The following is a 16321-nucleotide window of genomic DNA, read 5'->3' as shown; positions in this document are numbered from 1 at the left end:
CGGCTCATCGTCCGGCGAGCTTGTCGCGCAGCCGCGCGAACATCCCCGTGCTGGCGGTCGCGAGCCGCGCATCGGGGCGCTCCTCGCCGCGCAGCGCCGCGAGCCGTCGCAGCAGCTCCGCCTGCTCGTCGTCCAGCGCCACCGGGACCTGGACGTCCACGTGCACGTGGAGGTCACCCCGGCCACCGGTGTGCAGGTGCCCGACGCCCAGGCCCTTGAGCACGACCTCCTGGTCGGGCTGGGTGCCCGGTCGCAGATCGACCTCCTGCGGCCCGTCGAGCGTGTCCAGCGTCAGAACCGTGCCGAGGGCCGCGGCCGTCATCGGCACGGGGAGAGTCGCGTGCAGGTCGTCACCACGGCGGACGAACACGTCGTGCCGGCGCTCACGCACCTCGAGGTACAGGTCGCCGGCGGGTCCCCCGGCGGGGCCGACCTCGCCCTGTGCCGTGAGCTTGATCCGCGTCCCGGTGTCCACGCCGGCGGGCACGTCCACGGAGATCGTGCGACGGGAACGGACCCGGCCCTCACCGGCGCACTCGGTGCACGGCTCGGGGATCACCGTGCCGAAGCCCTGGCACGCGGCGCAGGGCTGCGTCGTCATCACCTGGCCGAGGAAGGAGCGGGCGACGCGCTGGACGGAACCACGGCCGCCGCACACCTCGCACGTCCGGGGAGACGTACCCGGCCGGCAGCAGCTGCCCTGGCAGGTGGGGCAGACGACAGCGGTGTCCACCTGCACCTCGCGGTGCGACCCGAAGGTCGCCTCCGACAGGTCGATGTCCAGCCGGACCAGCGCGTCCTGACCGCGTCGTGCACGCGGGATCGGGCCGCGCTGCGCCGTCGCGCCCGTCGCCGCCCCGAAGAACGTCTCGAAGATGTCCTGGAAACCGAAGCCGCCGCCCATGCCGCCCGCGGCGCTCGGGTCGCCTCCGAGGTCGTACGCGCGGCGCTTGTCCGGGTTGCCGAGCACGTCGTAGGCGCGCGAGACGTCCTTGAAGCGCTCCTCGGACGCCGGGTCGTTGCCCGCCACGTCGGGGTGCAGCTCGCGGGCCAGGCGCCGGTAGGCCTTCTTGATCTGCTCGGGGGTCGCGTCCCGCGGCACGCCGAGGATCTCGTAGTAGTCCGTCACAAGCAGGTGTGCTCGCTTCCTTCGAGGTCGGCCGGTCAGCCGGCCAGGATCCTGGTGAGGTACCGGGCGACGGCACGCACGGCGGCCATCGTGCCCGGGTAGTCCATGCGGAGCGGTCCGACAGCGCCCACGCGGGCCACACCGGGGCCCTCTCCGCCGTAGCCGCTGGTGACGAAGCTCGTCTCGGCGAGGCCCGCGTGCTGCGTCTCGCGCCCGATCCGGACGGCGACGGCCGTGTGGTCCTCGGCCATCTCGGCCAGCAGGCGCAGCAGCACCACCTGCTCCTCGAGCGCCTCGAGCACCGGACCGATGGTGCGGCTGAAGTCGGCACCGGCGGTCCGCGCGAGGTTGGCGGTGCCGGCGACGACCACCCGCTCCTCGCTCTCCTGCGCGAGCGTCTCGGACACGGCTGCGACGACGACCCGCACCAGTGCGGCTCCGGCGGGGCTCAGCTCGGCGACGAGACCCTCCAGCGCCTTGGGGAGCTCGGCGAGCCGCAGCCCGGACAGCGCGACGTTGAGCCGCACCCGCAGGCGAGCCACCAGCGCCTCGTCGAGGTCCTCCGCGAGCTCCAGCGTCCGCTGCTCCACCCGGCCGGTGGTCGTGATGATGACGAGGAGCAGGTGACGGGCGCCGACGGGGACCAGCTCCACGTGTCGCAGCGACGAGCGGCGCAGCGACGGGTACTGCACCACCGCGACCTGCTGGGTCAGCTGGGCGAGCAGCCGCACGGCCCGGTCGATGACGTCGTCGAGGTCGACCGCCTGCTCGAGCAGAGCGCTGATCGCCCGCCGTTCGGGCAGGGAGAGCGGCTTGACCTCCGCGAGCCGGTCGACGAACTGCCGGTACCCCATGTCGGTGGGGACGCGACCCGCCGAGGTGTGCGGCTGGACGATCAGCCCGGCCTCCTCGAGGGCGGCCATGTCGTTGCGGATCGTCGCGGGCGACACCCCGAGCTGGTGCCGCTCGGACAGGGCCCGCGACCCGACCGGCTCACGGGTCGCGACGTAGTCCTCGATGATCGCGCGCAGGACGTCGAGGCGTCGGTCTTCGCTGCTCATGCGTCCCTCCCGCCCGTCACAGCCGGATCGCTGCGGATAGCACTCCACGCAGTCGAGTGCCAATTCTACGCAACGTCGCGGGAGGGTGACGGAGGCGCCGTCGTCGTGCCCCTACAGTGCCCGGGTGACCGAGGACCGCTACGGGCGCGACGTGCTGGCCGGGACCCAGGCAGTGCCCCACCGAGCTGCGCCGCGCGCCCGGCCGTGCCCGGCGGAGCCCGGGCTCGTGGTCGAGGACGTCGAGACGGGCTGGGTCGGCGCGGTGGTGCGGGTGGAGAAGTCGGGTGGCCAGCACGTCGTCGTGCTCGAGGACCGCCGGGGCCGCACCCGCACCTTCGGGCTGGGGCCCGGCTTCTGGGTCGACGGTGAACCGGTCGTCCTCACCGCACCGGCAGGCCGACGAGCGCCGGTGGCACCGGCGCGGACGGCATCCGGGTCGCGTGCCGTCGCAGGCGCCCCCGCGCGCGTCGCCCGCGCCAGCCGGATCTGGGTCGAGGGCCGGCACGACGCCGAGCTGGTGGAGAAGGTGTGGGGCGACGACCTGCGGATCGAGGGCGTGGTGGTCGAGCTGCTCGACGGGGTCGACAACCTGGTGGACCACCTGCGGAGCTTCGCTCCCGGCCCGGACCGTCGGGTCGGCGTCCTGGTCGACCACCTCGTCGCGGGTTCGAAGGAGGAGCGGATCGCCGCGGAGGCGAGGCGGTGCGGTCCACCGGGGAGCGTGCTGGTGCTCGGCCACCCCTATGTGGACGTGTGGCAGGCGGTCCGGCCGGAACGCGTGGGTCTCGACCGTTGGCCGGCGATCGAGCGGGGCACGGAGTGGAAGCTCGGCGTCCTGCGCGAGCTCGGCTGGCCGGCCGAGGACCAGGCGGACGTCGCACGCGCCTGGCAACGCATCTTGCGGACCGTGCGGTCGTACGCCGACCTCGAGCCGAGCCTGCTGGGACGCGTCGAGGAGCTCATCGACTTCGTCACGTCCTGACCGGCGCGCGCAACGGCGACGAACTGGTCCAAAACCCGCCCTGCCAGCACCTCCACCGAAGCTGTGCGCGGCGCTACTGTCGGCGCAAGGCCGCGCCGGACGCGGCTGGCGACCCCCGACGAGAGAGCTGGAACCATGACCACGAACCCTCCCGAGGGCACCCCGGATCCCGGGGCCTACCCGCCGCCGGACTCCCCCACCCCGCCTCAGGCTCCCCCCGCCTACCAGGCTCCGGCCCCTGGCTACGGCCAGACGCCACCCGCCTACGGGCAGCCGGTCTACGCCGCGCCGCTCAGCCCGAGCGACGAGCGGCTCTGGGCGACCCTGGCGCACGTCGGCGGCATCGTCCTCGGCTTCATCGCGCCGCTGGTCGTCTGGCTGGTGTTCCGCGAGCGCAGCGGCTTCGTGAACGACCAGGCGAAGGAGGCCCTCAACTTCCAGATCCTGATCGTGATCGCCTACATCGTCGGTGGCATCCTGACGGTGGTCCTCATCGGCGGCCTGATCCTGGCCCTCGCATGGCTGGCGACCATCATCTTCGGGGTCATGGGCGCCGTCGCGGCCAACAAGGGTGAGCTGTACCGCTACCCGTTCAACTGGCGCATCATCAAGTGAGCAACCGGGACTGACCGCCCACGGTCAGGACCGTCGAGCATGCGGAGGCCGGTGCCCACGGGCGCCGGCCTCCGCCGTGCCCACGCCTCTGCTGCGGGGCTGTCGGCACGACGCCTCGCCCCCTCGGTCAGTCGACGAGGGTCCGGACCACCGCGTCGGCGAGGAGCCGTCCGCGCAGCGTCAGCGCCAGACGCCGCGCTCCGCTGCCGCCCAAGGCCGCCACCGGGTCGACGAGACCGTCGGCCACCAGCTCGGCGACACGAAGGCGTGCCGCCGCCGAGAGCTCGTCGACCGGCAGACCCTCCGCGAGCCGCACACCCAGCAGCACCCTCTCCATCGCACGGGTGTCCTCGTCGAGCACCTCGCGACCGGCAGCGGGTGAGTGTCCGGCAGCGAGCCGGTCCGCGTACGCCCGTGGGTGCTTGACGTTCCACCACCGGACCCCGCCCACGTGGGAGTGGGCGCCAGGCCCGACGCCCCACCAGTCGTCGCCGCGCCAGTAGGCGAGGTTGTGCCGACTGACGTCCTGCGGCCCGCGGGCCCAGTTGCTCACCTCGTACCAGTGCAGACCGGCGGCCTCGAAGGCAGCGTCGGCCAGCTCGTACTTCGTCGCCTGGTCGTCCTCGTCGGGCATCGGCAGCTCACCGCGACGCACCTGCGCCCCCATGCGGGTCCCGGGTTCCACCACCAGGGCGTACGCCGACACGTGGTCGACGCCGGTGGCGAGCGCCGCGTCGACGGACCGGCGCCAGTCGTCCACCGACTCGCCCGGCGTGCCGTAGATCAGGTCGAGCGAGACCCGCAGCCCCGCGTCGCGCGCCCACTGCACCACGTCCGGGATCCGCCGCGGGTCGTGCGTCCGGTCGAGGGTCGCCAGCACGTGCGGTACCGCGGACTGCATCCCGAAGGACACCCGCGTGTAGCCCGCCTCCGCCAACGCCACGAGCGACCGGGCGTCCACCGAGTCCGGGTTCGCCTCGGTGGTCACCTCGGCGCCCTCGGCGAGGCCCCAGGTGTCCCGGACTGCGCCGAGCATCGTCCCGAGGTCCGCCACGGGCAGCACGGTCGGCGTGCCACCACCCACGAAGACCGTCGACGCGGTCCGCGACGGGAGACCGGCATCCCGGAGCACCTGTGCCGCCAGGCGGATCTCGTCGACCGCCGTCCGGGCGTACGCCACCTGGCTGGCACCTCCGCTGAGCTCGGCGGAGGTGTACGTGTTGAAGTCGCAGTACCCGCACCGCACCGTGCAGAACGGCACGTGCAGGTACACCCCGAACCGGCGCCGGTCGGCGCCGACCGCGGCGGACGCGGGGAGCGCGCCGTCGTCAGGTGCGGGATCGCCGTCCGGCAGCGCCGGGCTCACTTGCGCTTCGCGTCCTTCGCGTCCTTGCCGGACGAGGGCGCGGCCTCCGAGGAGAGGGCGGCGATGAAGGCCTCCTGCGGCACGTCGACGCGACCGATCGTCTTCATCCGCTTCTTGCCCTCCTTCTGCTTCTCCAACAGCTTGCGCTTGCGGGTGATGTCACCGCCGTAGCACTTGGCCAGCACGTCCTTGCGCATCGCGCGGATCGTCTCCCGGGCGATCACCCGCGACCCGATCGCCGCCTGGATCGGGACCTCGAACTGCTGGCGCGGGATGAGCTCGCGCAGCTTGGACGCCATCGCGACGCCGTACGCGTACGCCTTGTCCTTGTGCACGATCGCGCTGAAGGCGTCGACCTGCTCCCCCTGGAGCAGGATGTCGACCTTCACCAGGTCCGCGGCCTGCTCACCGGCGGGCTCGTAGTCGAGGCTCGCGTACCCGCGGGTGCGCGACTTCAGCGCGTCGAAGAAGTCGAAGACGATCTCCGCGAGCGGCAGCCGGTACCGCAGCTCGACCCGGTCCTCGGACAGGTAGTCCATCCCCAGCAGCTCGCCGCGACGCGACTGGCACAGCTCCATGATCGTGCCGACGAACTCGCTCGGCGCCAGCACGGTCGAGGTCACCACGGGCTCCCGCACCTCGCGGATCTTGCCGCCGGGGAACTCGCTCGGGTTGGTCACCCGGATCTCGGTCCGGTCCTCCATCGTCACGTCGTACTCGACGTTGGGTGCGGTGGAGATCAGGTCGAGGTCGAACTCGCGCTCCAACCGCTCCCGCACGATCTCCAGGTGCAGCAGGCCGAGGAAGCCGACGCGGAAGCCGAAGCCCAGGGCCACCGACGTCTCCGGCTCGTAGTGCAGCGCCGCGTCGTTCAGCTTCAGCTTGTCGAGCGCGTCCCGCAGGTTCGGGTAGTCGGAACCGTCGATCGGGTACAGGCCGGAGAACACCATCGGCTTCGGGTCGCGGTACCCGCCCAGCGACTCGGTGGCAGGCCGTGCGGCGTTGGTGACGGTGTCGCCGACCTTGGACTGCCGCACGTCCTTCACGCCGGTGATGAGATAGCCGACCTCGCCGGCCCCGAGACCGGTGGTCGGCACCGGCTCCGGCGAGATGACGCCGATCTCGAGCAGCTCGTGCGTCGCGTGCGTCGACATCATCGCGATGCGCTCGCGCTGGTCGAGGTGCCCGTCGACGACCCGCACGTACGTCACGACGCCGCGGTAGGTGTCGTACACGGAGTCGAAGATCATCGCCCTGGCCGGTGCGCCGGCGTCCCCGACGGGGTGGGGCACCTGCTCGACGATGCGGTCCAGCAGCTCACGGACGCCCTCGCCCGTCTTGCCGGAGACCCGCAGGCAGTCCTCGGGCTGACCGCCGATCAGGTGCGCCAGCTCCTCGGCGTACTTCTCCGGCTGCGCCGCGGGCAGGTCGATCTTGTTGAGCACCGGGATGATCGCCAGGTCGTTCTCGAGCGCCAGGTACAGGTTGGCGAGGGTCTGGGCCTCGATCCCCTGGGCGGCGTCGACCAGCAGCACCGCCCCCTCGCAGGCGGCCAGCGACCGGGACACCTCGTAGGTGAAGTCCACGTGCCCCGGGGTGTCGATCATGTTCAGGGCGTACGGGGTGAGCACGCCGGCGGCGTCCTCGACGCCCCACGGCATCCGCACGGCCTGCGACTTGATGGTGATACCGCGCTCGCGCTCGATGTCCATCCGGTCGAGGTACTGCGCGCGCATCGCCCGCGCGTCCACCACGCCGGTCAGCTGCAGCATCCGGTCGGCCAGCGTCGACTTGCCGTGGTCGATGTGCGCGATGATGCAGAAGTTGCGCAGCAGCTCCGGCGGGGTCGCCGCGGGGCGGATGCGGGCCGCGGCGGCGGTGCTCGGGATCGGTGACACGGGCGGTCGGGCTCCGGACGACGGGAGGGGCGGGGGCCCCTCATCGTCCCATGCCGCACGAGGCCCTCACACGACGACCTCAGGCCTGGCGGGTCACCTGCACCTGCACGCTCAGCTCCTGCGCCGCCGGCCCGGCGTAGATGCCGCGCAGGGGCGGCACGTCCTCGTACGAGCGACCGCGGGCCAGGACCACGTGCTGGTCCGCCACGACGCCCAGGTTCGTGGGGTCCAGGGCGAGCCAGTCCCCCACCCAGCACTCGAGCCACGCGTGCGACTCCCCGGTCACCGGCTGTCCCGTCGGGCCGTCGGCCTTCGGGTGGAGGTATCCGGACACGTACCGCGCCGGCAGCCCGATGGCGTGCAGCGCGCCGAGCGCCAGGTGGGTCAGGTCCTGGCAGACGCCCCTGCGTGCGGCCCACGCCTCGGCTGCGGGCGTGTGCACGGTGGTGACGCCCGGGACGTACTCCATCGCCTCGTGCACGGCCGCGCACACCGCCCGGGCGGCGGCATCGGGCGCGAGACCGGCGGCCGCGGACACGGCGAGGGTGACGACCTCGTCGGGTACCTGCGTGCTCGGCGGGTCGGCGAGGTGCTCGGCGTACCGGTCGCGCACCTGCCGGGAGCGGACGACGTCCCAGTCGACCGCGACGACCTCCGGTCGCCCACCCACCTCGACGACGTGCTCGGCGGTGATGCTGAGGGTGGTGTGCGGCGTCACCACCTCGAACGCGGTCACGGCCGTGCCCCAGTAGTCCCGAAAGGCCGTCGACCAGGTGCTCGGCTGCACGTCCAGACGCGTCGAGAGCACCCGCTGACCCGGCTCGTCCACGGGTGTCATCCGGGCCTCGTTGTGCGAGACGGCCACCGGTTCCGGGTAGCGGAACGTCGTCGTGTGCACGATGCGCAGGCGGCTCACAGCGCCTCCCCCACCCATGTGGTGACCAGCGGCGTCGGGAAGTAGCGCGCCCGCACGGCGTCGGACGCGGCCGAGCAGCCGCGTTGGACGAGGGCCATCTGGCCGGGCAGGTCGTCCACCAGGTCGCCGAGCCTGCTGAACTCCAGCGCCGCGCGCACCTGGCCGACGTGCCGCCGGGCGTCCTCGACCGTCGACCGGTCCACCACGGGCTCGAGACCCGCGAGGCAGACGTCCGCCTGCTCGAGCGCGTGCACCACGGAGCGCGGGAACAGCCGGTCCCGCAGGAGGAACCCGGCCATCCGCTCGTCGGACGCCGCCCCCCGATAGGTACGGAGGAAGGCCTCGTACGCCCCGCAGGACCGCAGCAGAGCGGTCCAGCTCGGCCCCGTCGAGCCGGCGAGCGCCCGGGTCGTCAGCAGTCGAGCCGTCATGTCCGCACGTTCGATCGACCGCCCGAGCACCAGGAACTGCCACGTCTCGTCGCGGGACAGGGCGGAGTCTACGATGCCCGCCACCATCGCGGACCGCTCCCGCACCCAGGTGAAGAACTCGTGGGGACCGGTGCTCGTCGCCATCGCGGGGACGGCGCTCCACGTCGCGTTCAGGCACTCCCACAGCTCGGTGGAGATGATCTCCCGCACCCGACGTGCGTTCTCCCGCGCTGCGACGACCGCGCCCGTGACGGACGAGGCGGACCACCGCTCGTACGCCAGCACGGCCAGCACCTGCTCCCGGCCGACCTCCACGCCGGGCGCCGGGACCGGCCGGTCCATCACCGAGAGCAGCGAACGGCACGCCAGGTCCTCCTCGGCCCACGGGTCCTCCGCGAGCAGCTGGACGTGCACGTCGAGCAGGCGGGCGGTGTCGTCGGCACGCTCGACGTAGCGTCCGATCCAGAACAGCGCCTCGGCGATGCGGCTCAGCACGGTGCACCGCCGGTCGTCCGGGCCTGCTGCTGCTGCATCTGCTGGCCGCGCAGGTCCTCCGGACCTGCGTCGATCGGCACCGACGCATCCTTCGCCACGGCCTGCGGCGGCGTGTGCGGGGCTGCAGGGCCTCGGCGAGCCGCGCGACCGAGCACCCACGTGTCCTTCGAGCCGCCCCCCTGGGACGAGTTGACGACCAGCTGGCCTTCGGGCAGCGCCACCCGGGTGAGCCCACCTGGCAGCACCGACACGTGCTCGCCGTCGTTGACGGCGAACGGCCGCAGGTCCACGTGCCGCGGCCGGAGGCCCTCCTCCACGAGGGTCGGGACGGTGGACAGCTGGACGACCGGCTGGGCGATCCACCCGCGAGGGTCGGCCAGCAGCCGGTCGCGCAACGCGGTCAGCTCGGCGACGCTCGCGGCGGGCCCGACGACGATGCCCTTGCCGCCCGACCCGTCGACGGGCTTGACCACCAGCTCGTCGAGCCGGTCGAGCACCTCCTCGAGCGCACCCGGATCCTCGAGCCGCCACGTGTCGACGTTCGCCAGGATCGGTTCCTCGTGCAGGAAGTACCGGATCAGGTCGGGGACGAACGTGTAGACGAGCTTGTCGTCGGCCACGCCGTTGCCGACGGCGTTGGCCAGGGTCACCGTCCCGTTGCGCGCGCACGCCAGCAGCCCGGGGCAGCCCAGCACGGAGTCCGAACGGAACACCACCGGGTCGAGGAAGTCGTCGTCCACCCGCCGGTAGATCACGTCCACCCGGCGACGGCCCTGCGTGGTGCGCATCCAGACGCGACCGCCGGCGCAGAACAGGTCCCTGCCCTCGACGAGCTCGACGCCCATCATCCGTGCGAGCAACGTGTGCTCGAAGTACGCGCTGTTGTGCACGCCCGGGGTGAGGACGACGACCGTGGGCTCGTCGACCCCCGCAGGTGCGGCGGCCGTCAGCGCGGCGTGCAGCCTGCGGGGGTAGTCGGCGACGGGGCGGATCCGCAGCGTCGCGAACAGCTCCGGGAACGTCTGCACCATGGACCGTCTGTTGGCCAGCACGTAGCTCACGCCGCTGGGCACTCGGACGTTGTCCTCCAGCACCCGCCATCCGCCGTGCCCGTCACGCACCAGGTCGATGCCGGAGACGTGCACCCGGACGCCGTTGGGCGGTTCGATGCCGTGGGCCGCCCGGCAGAAGTGGTGCGACGACACGATGACCGAACGCGGCACGACGCCGTCCGCGACGGCCCGCTGCGGTCCGTACACGTCCGCCAGGAACGCCTCGAGGGCGCGCACGCGCTGGGCGACCCCGGGAGCGACGTGGTCCCACTCGTCCTCCGCGAGCACGCGCGGCACCACGTCCACCGGGAAGGGCCGTTCCTCACCGGCGTAGTCGAACGCGACGCCCTGCTTGAGGTACGACCGCGCGAGGCCGTCCGCCCGGGCACGCAGCTCGTCGGCGGTGAGCCGCGCGACCGCCGCGTGCACCTGCTCGTACGCGGGCAGCACGGCCCCGTCCGGACCGAGCATCTCGTCCCACGCCCTCCCGGTGGGATAGCCGTCGAACAGGTCCGCCATGCCGGGAGGCTAGGAGCGGGATGTCTCGGCCGCGTTACGCCGTGTTACGTGCGACGACCAACCGCTACCGTGCACCACCATGGCCGGCAGCTGGTGGCGCACTTTCCTCGACGTGTGGCGAGCGCCGGGGACGCCCGCGCCGACGTCCGTCGGACGCGCCGCCGCGACCGCTCCCCCTGACCCGTCGGTCGTTCACCACCGGCCGGGCCCTGACTTCCACGGGACGGTGCGCCCGGTCTACGCACCTGACCTCGACGGTGCACCGGACCCCGGAGAGATCGTCTGGACCTGGGTGCCCTTCGAGGAGGACGCGAGCCAGGGCAAGGACCGGCCCGCCCTGCTCGTGGGCCGCGACGGACCGTGGCTGCTGGGACTGATGCTGACGAGCAAGGACCACGTCGCTGCCGGCGAGGCGGGCGGCGTGCGTGCCGATCGCCTCGGCCGGGTGTGGCTCGACCTCGGCACCGGGCCTTGGGACGCGCGCCGCCGGCCCAGCGAGGTACGCCTCGACCGGGTGCTGCGGATCGACCCGGCGGCGGTGCGTCGCGAGGGCGCCGCGCTTCCGCGCGCGATGTTCGACCTGGTCACGCGCGCGTTGGCCGGCCGCACGGCCTGATACCATGGTCGCTCGCGTGCCCGGCCGGGTTCGTGTCGGCGGGTCCTCCTCGCCGGCGCCCTGCGCCGACACGCTGCGCTGCTTGGTCCAGCTCCTCCGCACGGGCGTCCCCACCGCCTCGGTCCCGGAGCCGGTCCGCCCTCACGACCTGTCAGACCGCTTCGGCGAACACCAGAGAGTCCACACGTGGCAAACATCAAGTCTCAGATCAAGCGCATCCGCACCAACGAGAAGGCGCGGATGCGGAACAAGGCCGTGAAGTCCGAGCTGAAGACCTACGTCCGGCGCGTCCGCGAGGCGGTCGCCGGCGGCGACAAGGAGAAGGCCGGCGAGGCGCTGGTCACCGCGTCCCGCAAGCTCGACAAGGCCGTCTCGAAGGGCGTCATCCACGCCAACCAGGCCGCGAACAAGAAGTCGGCCCTCGCGAAGTCGGTCAACGGTCTCTGACAGCAGCGGCGCGCACCGGCGCCGCTGCGCCGTTCGACCGCAGCTCGGTGAGGTAGCCCGACAGGGCACCGCTTCGCACGACGACTGAGGGCGTCACCCCGTGGGGTGACGCCCTCAGTCGTTGCCGAGCTCGACTGCCATCGGCGACGAGACGGTGCCCGCAGCCCGGGCGAAGCCGCCGGCCGGTCACCGCCCTCCTGGCGACCGGCCACCGCCACCTCTCCTCAGCGAGCCCAGACCTGCCAACCGCCGACCGGCACGCTGCTGCGGAAGCCTGCTTCCGCGAGGGCACGGTCGTACGCCTGGGCGGCGGCCGCCGACTCGCCGTGCGCCCGGTAGCGATCCCCCAGGTCCCGCCACGCAGCCGCAGACTGTCGGGAGGCGGACATCATGCCGAGGACGTCGGCAGCCCACTGGTAGGCCCCGGCCGCTTCCTCGGTACGACCAAGGGCGTGGAGCGCATCGCCCAGCGCGAGGTGCGCCACTGCGGACTCGAGGCGCGGTGCGGAACCGAGGCGCTCGATCGCGTGCCGCGCACGCTCTTCCGCCAGCTCGGGATCTCCGAGCAGCAGGTGCGCCCGCGCCGTCTCGACGTCCATCGCCGCGAGCTCGACGGTGGAGCCGAGCACCTCGAGGTCGCGCGCCGCACCTTGGATGTGCTGCAGGGCCGCCGCCGGCTCCGGGGGGTCCGAGCGCAGCAGCAGCCACGCGTAGTTCAGCCGCAGCCTGGGCAGGTCACGGTCCGGCTCGCCCTCCGACAGCAGGGCGAGGGCCCGCTCCGTGTACTGCTGGGCCAGCGCGTAGTCCCGGCGCTCCTCGGCGACCAGCGCCGCGTTCCAGTACACCGACCCGCGCCCGCGCGGTGAGCCGAGAGACTCGGCGAGCTGGATCAGCTCGGCGGCTCGATGGGTGGCGAACAGCAGGTCGCCCCGCTCGACGTAGGACCACAGGACCGTCGAACCGAGCCGCAGGTGCTCGTCGGTGCCGACCAGGTCCTGCTGGACCAGGTCCTCCAGCGCGGCCTCCCCGACCTCCACGCTTCTGTGCAGGTCTCCACCCTCGAGGTAGGACACGACGAGGGCGTTCGCGAGCTTGGCGGCCTCGAGGTGATGCCCGCGGGCGCGCTCGTCGGCGTGGAGCGGCTCGAGGATCTCGACCGCCGCCTCGAGGTCACCGAGCAGCTCGTGGGTGCGAGCGAGCTCCGACAGCACCTCGACGCGCAGCGTGGGCGTGACGACCGCGAGGTCGAGCGCCTCGAGGCGCCGACGCGCCGCCTCGGTGTCGCCCGTCGTGACGTCCAGCCTGGCGTAGCTGAGCTCCAAGCGGATCCGGGCCTCGTTGGGGCCCTCTTCTCCGTGCTTGAGGTACTCGAGCGTGCTGCCCAGGCGCTCGGCGAGGACCGTGAGCGCAGCGTCTGTCGGCTCTCGGTGCCCTGACTCGATGAGCGAGATGTAGCTGGGCGAGAACGCGTTGCCGGCGAGGGCGGTCTGGGACAGGCCCGCAGCCAGTCGCGCCTCCCGCACACGGTCAGCGATGGTCGTCATACCAAGTCACTCTACCTGTGACCTCGGTAGGTGACGCCTTCAACAGCGGGTCAATTCCGGCCGGGGCGGCATGGGGTCGCAACCGCCCCGGCCGGCGGGAACGCTCAGTAGGTCTTGCAGCAGCCGATCGCGCCGCCGGCGGTCGACGAACCGGGCGCGACCTGGGGTGCGCTCAGGCCGAGCAGGGCGACGAGGGCGAGGGCGGCGGTGAGGGTTTTGGCGGCGCGGGACATGACGGGCTCCTGTCATGAGGGTTGTGCGTGCGGTCATTCCCATCATCACACCTCGACCGCACGATGTCCCTACTTCTCGGTACGTTTCGGGGCGTGTCGGCACGGGAACGACGGACCGGCACAAAGGCCTCGTCGCCTCGCGGAAAATCCACCCTCGCCGAACTGCGTGCCTGAGGCACACATGTGGTGTCATGAACCGCATGACGCCCGAGAGCGACGACAGCCTGTCCTGGCTGGGCGCCGCGGTGGACGAGGCGATCCCGGCCCAGCTGCTGCTGGAGTGGGACCGGCACGTCGCGCGCACGCCGGTCCTCGTCGCACGGCAGGGCATCTTCACCGAGCACGGCCGGGCCTTCGCGTACCAGCTGTCGTTCCGGTCACCGGGGCACCGGCTGGAGAACCCGTCCGCCTGGAGCGCCCGCCAGCACGAAGAGGCCACCGCGCACGTCCTGGACGCGACGTTCGGTCGTGCCGACCTGGAGGACGTGGCCCAGGGACGGCTGCTGTTCGTCCGCTGCCCGCGCGCCTACCTGCTCGGGGAGCTGCGGGTGCCGCACCGCCCAGACAGGCTGGTCATCGAGGTGAGCGACTCGGTGGACCCCGCCGTCATGGGCGGGATCCGGCGCCTCCGCGCTCAGGGGTTCCGGATCGCGCTGCCGAACTTCACCAACGTCCCCAGCGAACGTCAGCTGCTGCCGCTCGTCGACTTCGTCAAGATCGACGTCCGTGACCTCGACGTGGAAGGGCGGCCCGTCGTCCGCGCCGCCCGGTCGTACGGCGCGCTCGTCGTAGGCGAGTACGTCGAACGCCCGGACCAGCTGCAGCACGCGCGCGAGCTCGGCGTCAACCTCTTCCAGGGCAACCTGCTCGAGCGCGCTGGCGTGCTCGACCGGGCCGACGCACGGCCCGTCGTGCCCTGAGCCGTCGGTCCATCGCAGCGTCCGGGGACGCCTGCGGCATGCCCAGGTGACCTTCAGCGGACCTGCGTCGCGTCATGGCCGGCTGGGCCGAACGGGCGATGCGCCGTCACGATCCGGACCACGGCCGCTCTCATCCGACGTGACCGCACAGGTGCACCGGGTGCGTGGGGGTGGGGGCGCCCCGACGAGCGTCCCCACGCAGCGGCTTCCCGTCGCCCTCCAGCCGATCTGGGCCACGAACGGAGTACTCCTCGGGCACGAGTACCTGTACCGGTCGATCTCCGGCCGGCCGGCGGGGGTCGACAGCTGGGCGGCGGCGCGGCAGGACGAGGCATCCGCCTCCGTGCTGCGCACCGTGTTCGGCGACGGCGGCGTGGCGGCGGGGTCGGCGCTGGCCTTCGTCAACGTGACGCGCTCGTTCCTGGTCCGCGACCGTCCGCTCCCGGCACCGTGCGGCCGGCTCGTCCTCGAGGTCGTCGAGACGGTTCCCGCCCACGCCGGGGTGCTGCTCGGGCTCCGACGGCTGCGGGCCCGCGGCTACCGCATCGCCGTCGACGACTACACCGCGTCGACGGACCAGCGGGCGATGCTGCCGTACGCCGACTTCGTCAAGGTCGACTGTCGCGACCTCGCGCGGCTGCCGGGCGAGGCGCTCGAAGAGGCGCGGCGGTACGGTGCGCGACTGGTCGCCGAGCACGTGTGCGACGTCGAGGTGCTGGTGCGCGCCCTCGAGCTCGGCTTCGAGTTCCTCCAGGGTGACGCCCTTGGCGCCGCGACGACGCAGGCCTGCTGACCAACACGAGCCTGCTGAGGAACGGCAGGCCGCGCGCCGTCAGCGGCGGACGGCAGCCGCGATCCGCAGAACGGCACGCTCCACGGCGAACTCGGCGTCCCTGCTCTCGCCCTTCACCTCGGCGTCGGCCTGGGCGACGGCGCTGATCGCGGCAGCCAGACCCTCGGGTGTCCAGCGGCGCAGCTCACCGGCGGCCCGGTCGACCTGCCACGGAGCCAGGCCGAGCTCCCGCGCGGCGGCAGCGCCCCGGCTCCGCACCGCACCGACCTTGGCCAGCATGCGCAACCTGGCCGCGAGCGCCGCGACGATCGGCACCGGGTCGAGGCCGGTGGACAGGGCGTGCCGGAGCAGGGCCACCGCGCGGCCGGCGTCACCGACCACGGCGGCATCGGCCACCTGGAAGCCCGTCGCCTCGACACGCCCCCCGTGGTACCGCTCGACCGTCTCGGCAGCGATGAGCCCCGTGGTGTCGGCGGCGAGCTGGGAGCACGCGGCGGACAGCTCGCGCAGGTCCGCGCCGACGGCGTCCACGAGCGCGCGGAGCGCTGCGGCATCGGCTCGGCGGCCGGCACGCCGCAGCTCGGCGGCGGCGAAGGCCACCTTGTCGGCATCCGACTTGACGGGATCGGCAGCGACGGTGGGCACGCCGGCAGCCCGGCACGTGTCGAGGAGACGCTTGCCCCGAGCACCGCCGCCGTGCCGGAGCACCACGACGACGGAGTCGAGCGGAGCGCCGACGTACGCGACCGCGTCCGACAGCAGCTCGTCCGACGCTCGCTCGAGGCCCTCGAGGACGACCACCTTGTCGTCCGAGAAGAGGCTGGGGCTGGTGAGCACCGCGAGGGCACCGGGCGTGTACTCCGCGGCATCGAGGCGCTCGACCGCCACGTCCGGGATCCGTTCCCGCACCTGCTCGACGATCCGGTCCACCGCGCGCTCGGCGAGGAGCGCCTCGGCACCGGAGACCAGCACCACGGGTGCGACCGGTGCGTCCTGCCAGCCGATCCCGCTCTGCGCGGCTCGGGACGTCGCACGTCGGGCGCTGGGCACGGCACCAGCCTGCCAGACAGCACGGACACGTTCTCCAGTCCGCGTCGCCACGCCGCTCAGACCGGGACACGTGGGGGCCCTCGTCGATGGCGGCGCCGCCGTGCCGACAGCACGAGGGCACCGATCGCTGCGGACACGCCGGCCATCGCGACGATGCCACCGGCGCCGGGTGCCCACGCGAGCTGGGCACCCGGCGCCGCGGCCGCGACCCGTGCGACCCCGGCCGCCCCCCAGCCGGCGGCGCCCGCGCGCTG

At 72.9% G+C, this 16321-nt stretch carries 17 protein-coding genes; 6 read left to right on the top strand and 11 right to left on the bottom strand.

Features of this window, described 5'->3' with window-relative positions; genetic code table 11:
- Positions 1-4: 4 nt before the first annotated feature.
- The gene (gene dnaJ, locus N0B34_RS05150) at positions 5-1129 is read right to left on the bottom strand and encodes a molecular chaperone DnaJ (protein ID WP_263730235.1); all 1125 of its coding nucleotides are present in this window, start codon (positions 1127-1129) and stop codon (positions 5-7) included.
- A gap of 35 nt (positions 1130-1164) precedes the next feature.
- A complete protein-coding gene (hrcA, locus tag N0B34_RS05145) occupies positions 1165-2190 on the bottom strand; it encodes a heat-inducible transcriptional repressor HrcA (protein WP_263730234.1) in 1026 nt (341 codons plus the stop codon).
- A 124-nt stretch (positions 2191-2314) separates the two neighbouring features.
- Between hrcA and N0B34_RS05140 the strand changes: the two genes are divergently transcribed.
- Both N0B34_RS05140 and N0B34_RS05135 read left to right on the top strand, forming a co-directional pair.
- A complete protein-coding gene (locus tag N0B34_RS05140; protein ID WP_263730233.1) occupies positions 2315-3172 on the top strand; it encodes a DUF3097 domain-containing protein in 858 nt (285 codons plus the stop codon).
- Between the two features lie 135 nt (positions 3173-3307).
- Positions 3308-3787 (top strand): DUF4870 domain-containing protein, encoded by a 480-nt coding sequence (locus N0B34_RS05135; RefSeq protein WP_263730232.1) that lies wholly within the window; start codon positions 3308-3310, stop codon positions 3785-3787.
- 127 nt (positions 3788-3914) lie between these two features.
- On the opposite strand, the gene hemW is transcribed toward N0B34_RS05135, so the two are convergent.
- From hemW to N0B34_RS05110, 5 genes are all read right to left on the bottom strand, one after another.
- Complete coding sequence (gene hemW / locus N0B34_RS05130; protein ID WP_263730231.1) at positions 3915-5153, bottom strand: radical SAM family heme chaperone HemW; 1239 nt, start codon at positions 5151-5153, stop codon at positions 3915-3917.
- On the bottom strand, positions 5150-7051 hold the full coding sequence (lepA, locus tag N0B34_RS05125; RefSeq protein WP_318529963.1) for a translation elongation factor 4: 1902 nt from the start codon (positions 7049-7051) through the stop codon (positions 5150-5152). Before lepA ends, hemW begins: the two co-directional genes overlap by 4 nt.
- A gap of 79 nt (positions 7052-7130) precedes the next feature.
- Positions 7131-7967, bottom strand: coding sequence for a transglutaminase family protein (locus N0B34_RS05120; protein ID WP_263730230.1), 837 nt, complete (start codon positions 7965-7967; stop codon positions 7131-7133).
- Complete coding sequence (locus tag N0B34_RS05115) at positions 7964-8893, bottom strand: alpha-E domain-containing protein (protein WP_263730229.1); 930 nt, start codon at positions 8891-8893, stop codon at positions 7964-7966. The genes N0B34_RS05120 and N0B34_RS05115 overlap by 4 nt, the downstream gene beginning before the upstream one ends.
- Positions 8887-10464: a circularly permuted type 2 ATP-grasp protein gene (locus N0B34_RS05110; protein ID WP_263730228.1), complete on the bottom strand. Its 1578-nt coding sequence runs from the start codon at positions 10462-10464 to the stop codon at positions 8887-8889. The genes N0B34_RS05115 and N0B34_RS05110 overlap by 7 nt, the downstream gene beginning before the upstream one ends.
- A 226-nt stretch (positions 10465-10690) precedes the next feature.
- Between N0B34_RS05110 and N0B34_RS05105 the strand changes: the two genes are divergently transcribed.
- Together N0B34_RS05105 and rpsT are read left to right on the top strand one after the other, a co-directional pair.
- The gene (locus tag N0B34_RS05105; protein ID WP_412175695.1) at positions 10691-11080 is read left to right on the top strand and encodes a type II toxin-antitoxin system PemK/MazF family toxin; all 390 of its coding nucleotides are present in this window, start codon (positions 10691-10693) and stop codon (positions 11078-11080) included.
- Between the two features lie 186 nt (positions 11081-11266).
- Entirely contained in the window at positions 11267-11527 is a 261-nt protein-coding gene (rpsT, locus tag N0B34_RS05100; protein ID WP_263730226.1) for a 30S ribosomal protein S20, read from the top strand.
- A 224-nt stretch (positions 11528-11751) separates the two neighbouring features.
- On the opposite strand, the gene N0B34_RS05095 is transcribed toward rpsT, so the two are convergent.
- Both N0B34_RS05095 and N0B34_RS05090 read right to left on the bottom strand, forming a co-directional pair.
- The gene (locus tag N0B34_RS05095) at positions 11752-13071 is read right to left on the bottom strand and encodes a helix-turn-helix domain-containing protein (protein WP_263730225.1); all 1320 of its coding nucleotides are present in this window, start codon (positions 13069-13071) and stop codon (positions 11752-11754) included.
- A gap of 104 nt (positions 13072-13175) precedes the next feature.
- The gene (locus N0B34_RS05090; RefSeq protein ID WP_263730224.1) at positions 13176-13304 is read right to left on the bottom strand and encodes a hypothetical protein; all 129 of its coding nucleotides are present in this window, start codon (positions 13302-13304) and stop codon (positions 13176-13178) included.
- Positions 13305-13495: 191 nt separating this feature from the next.
- Between N0B34_RS05090 and N0B34_RS05085 the strand changes: the two genes are divergently transcribed.
- Positions 13496-14224, top strand: coding sequence for an EAL domain-containing protein (locus N0B34_RS05085; protein WP_263730223.1), 729 nt, complete (start codon positions 13496-13498; stop codon positions 14222-14224).
- A gap of 139 nt (positions 14225-14363) precedes the next feature.
- Positions 14364-15017, top strand: coding sequence for an EAL domain-containing protein (locus N0B34_RS05080; RefSeq protein ID WP_263730222.1), 654 nt, complete (start codon positions 14364-14366; stop codon positions 15015-15017).
- A gap of 39 nt (positions 15018-15056) precedes the next feature.
- On the opposite strand, the gene holA is transcribed toward N0B34_RS05080, so the two are convergent.
- Positions 15057-16067: a DNA polymerase III subunit delta gene (gene holA / locus N0B34_RS05075; protein ID WP_263730221.1), complete on the bottom strand. Its 1011-nt coding sequence runs from the start codon at positions 16065-16067 to the stop codon at positions 15057-15059.
- Between the two features lie 56 nt (positions 16068-16123).
- On the bottom strand, positions 16124-16321 hold a 198-nt coding region (locus N0B34_RS05070), incomplete at its 5' end, for a hypothetical protein (RefSeq protein WP_263730220.1).

Source organism: Cellulomonas sp. SG140 (assembly GCF_025770785.1).
Lineage (GTDB): Bacteria > Actinomycetota > Actinomycetes > Actinomycetales > Cellulomonadaceae > Cellulomonas.
Note: the sequence above shows the minus strand (reverse complement) of the source record. Positions and strands in the feature narration are given on the sequence as shown.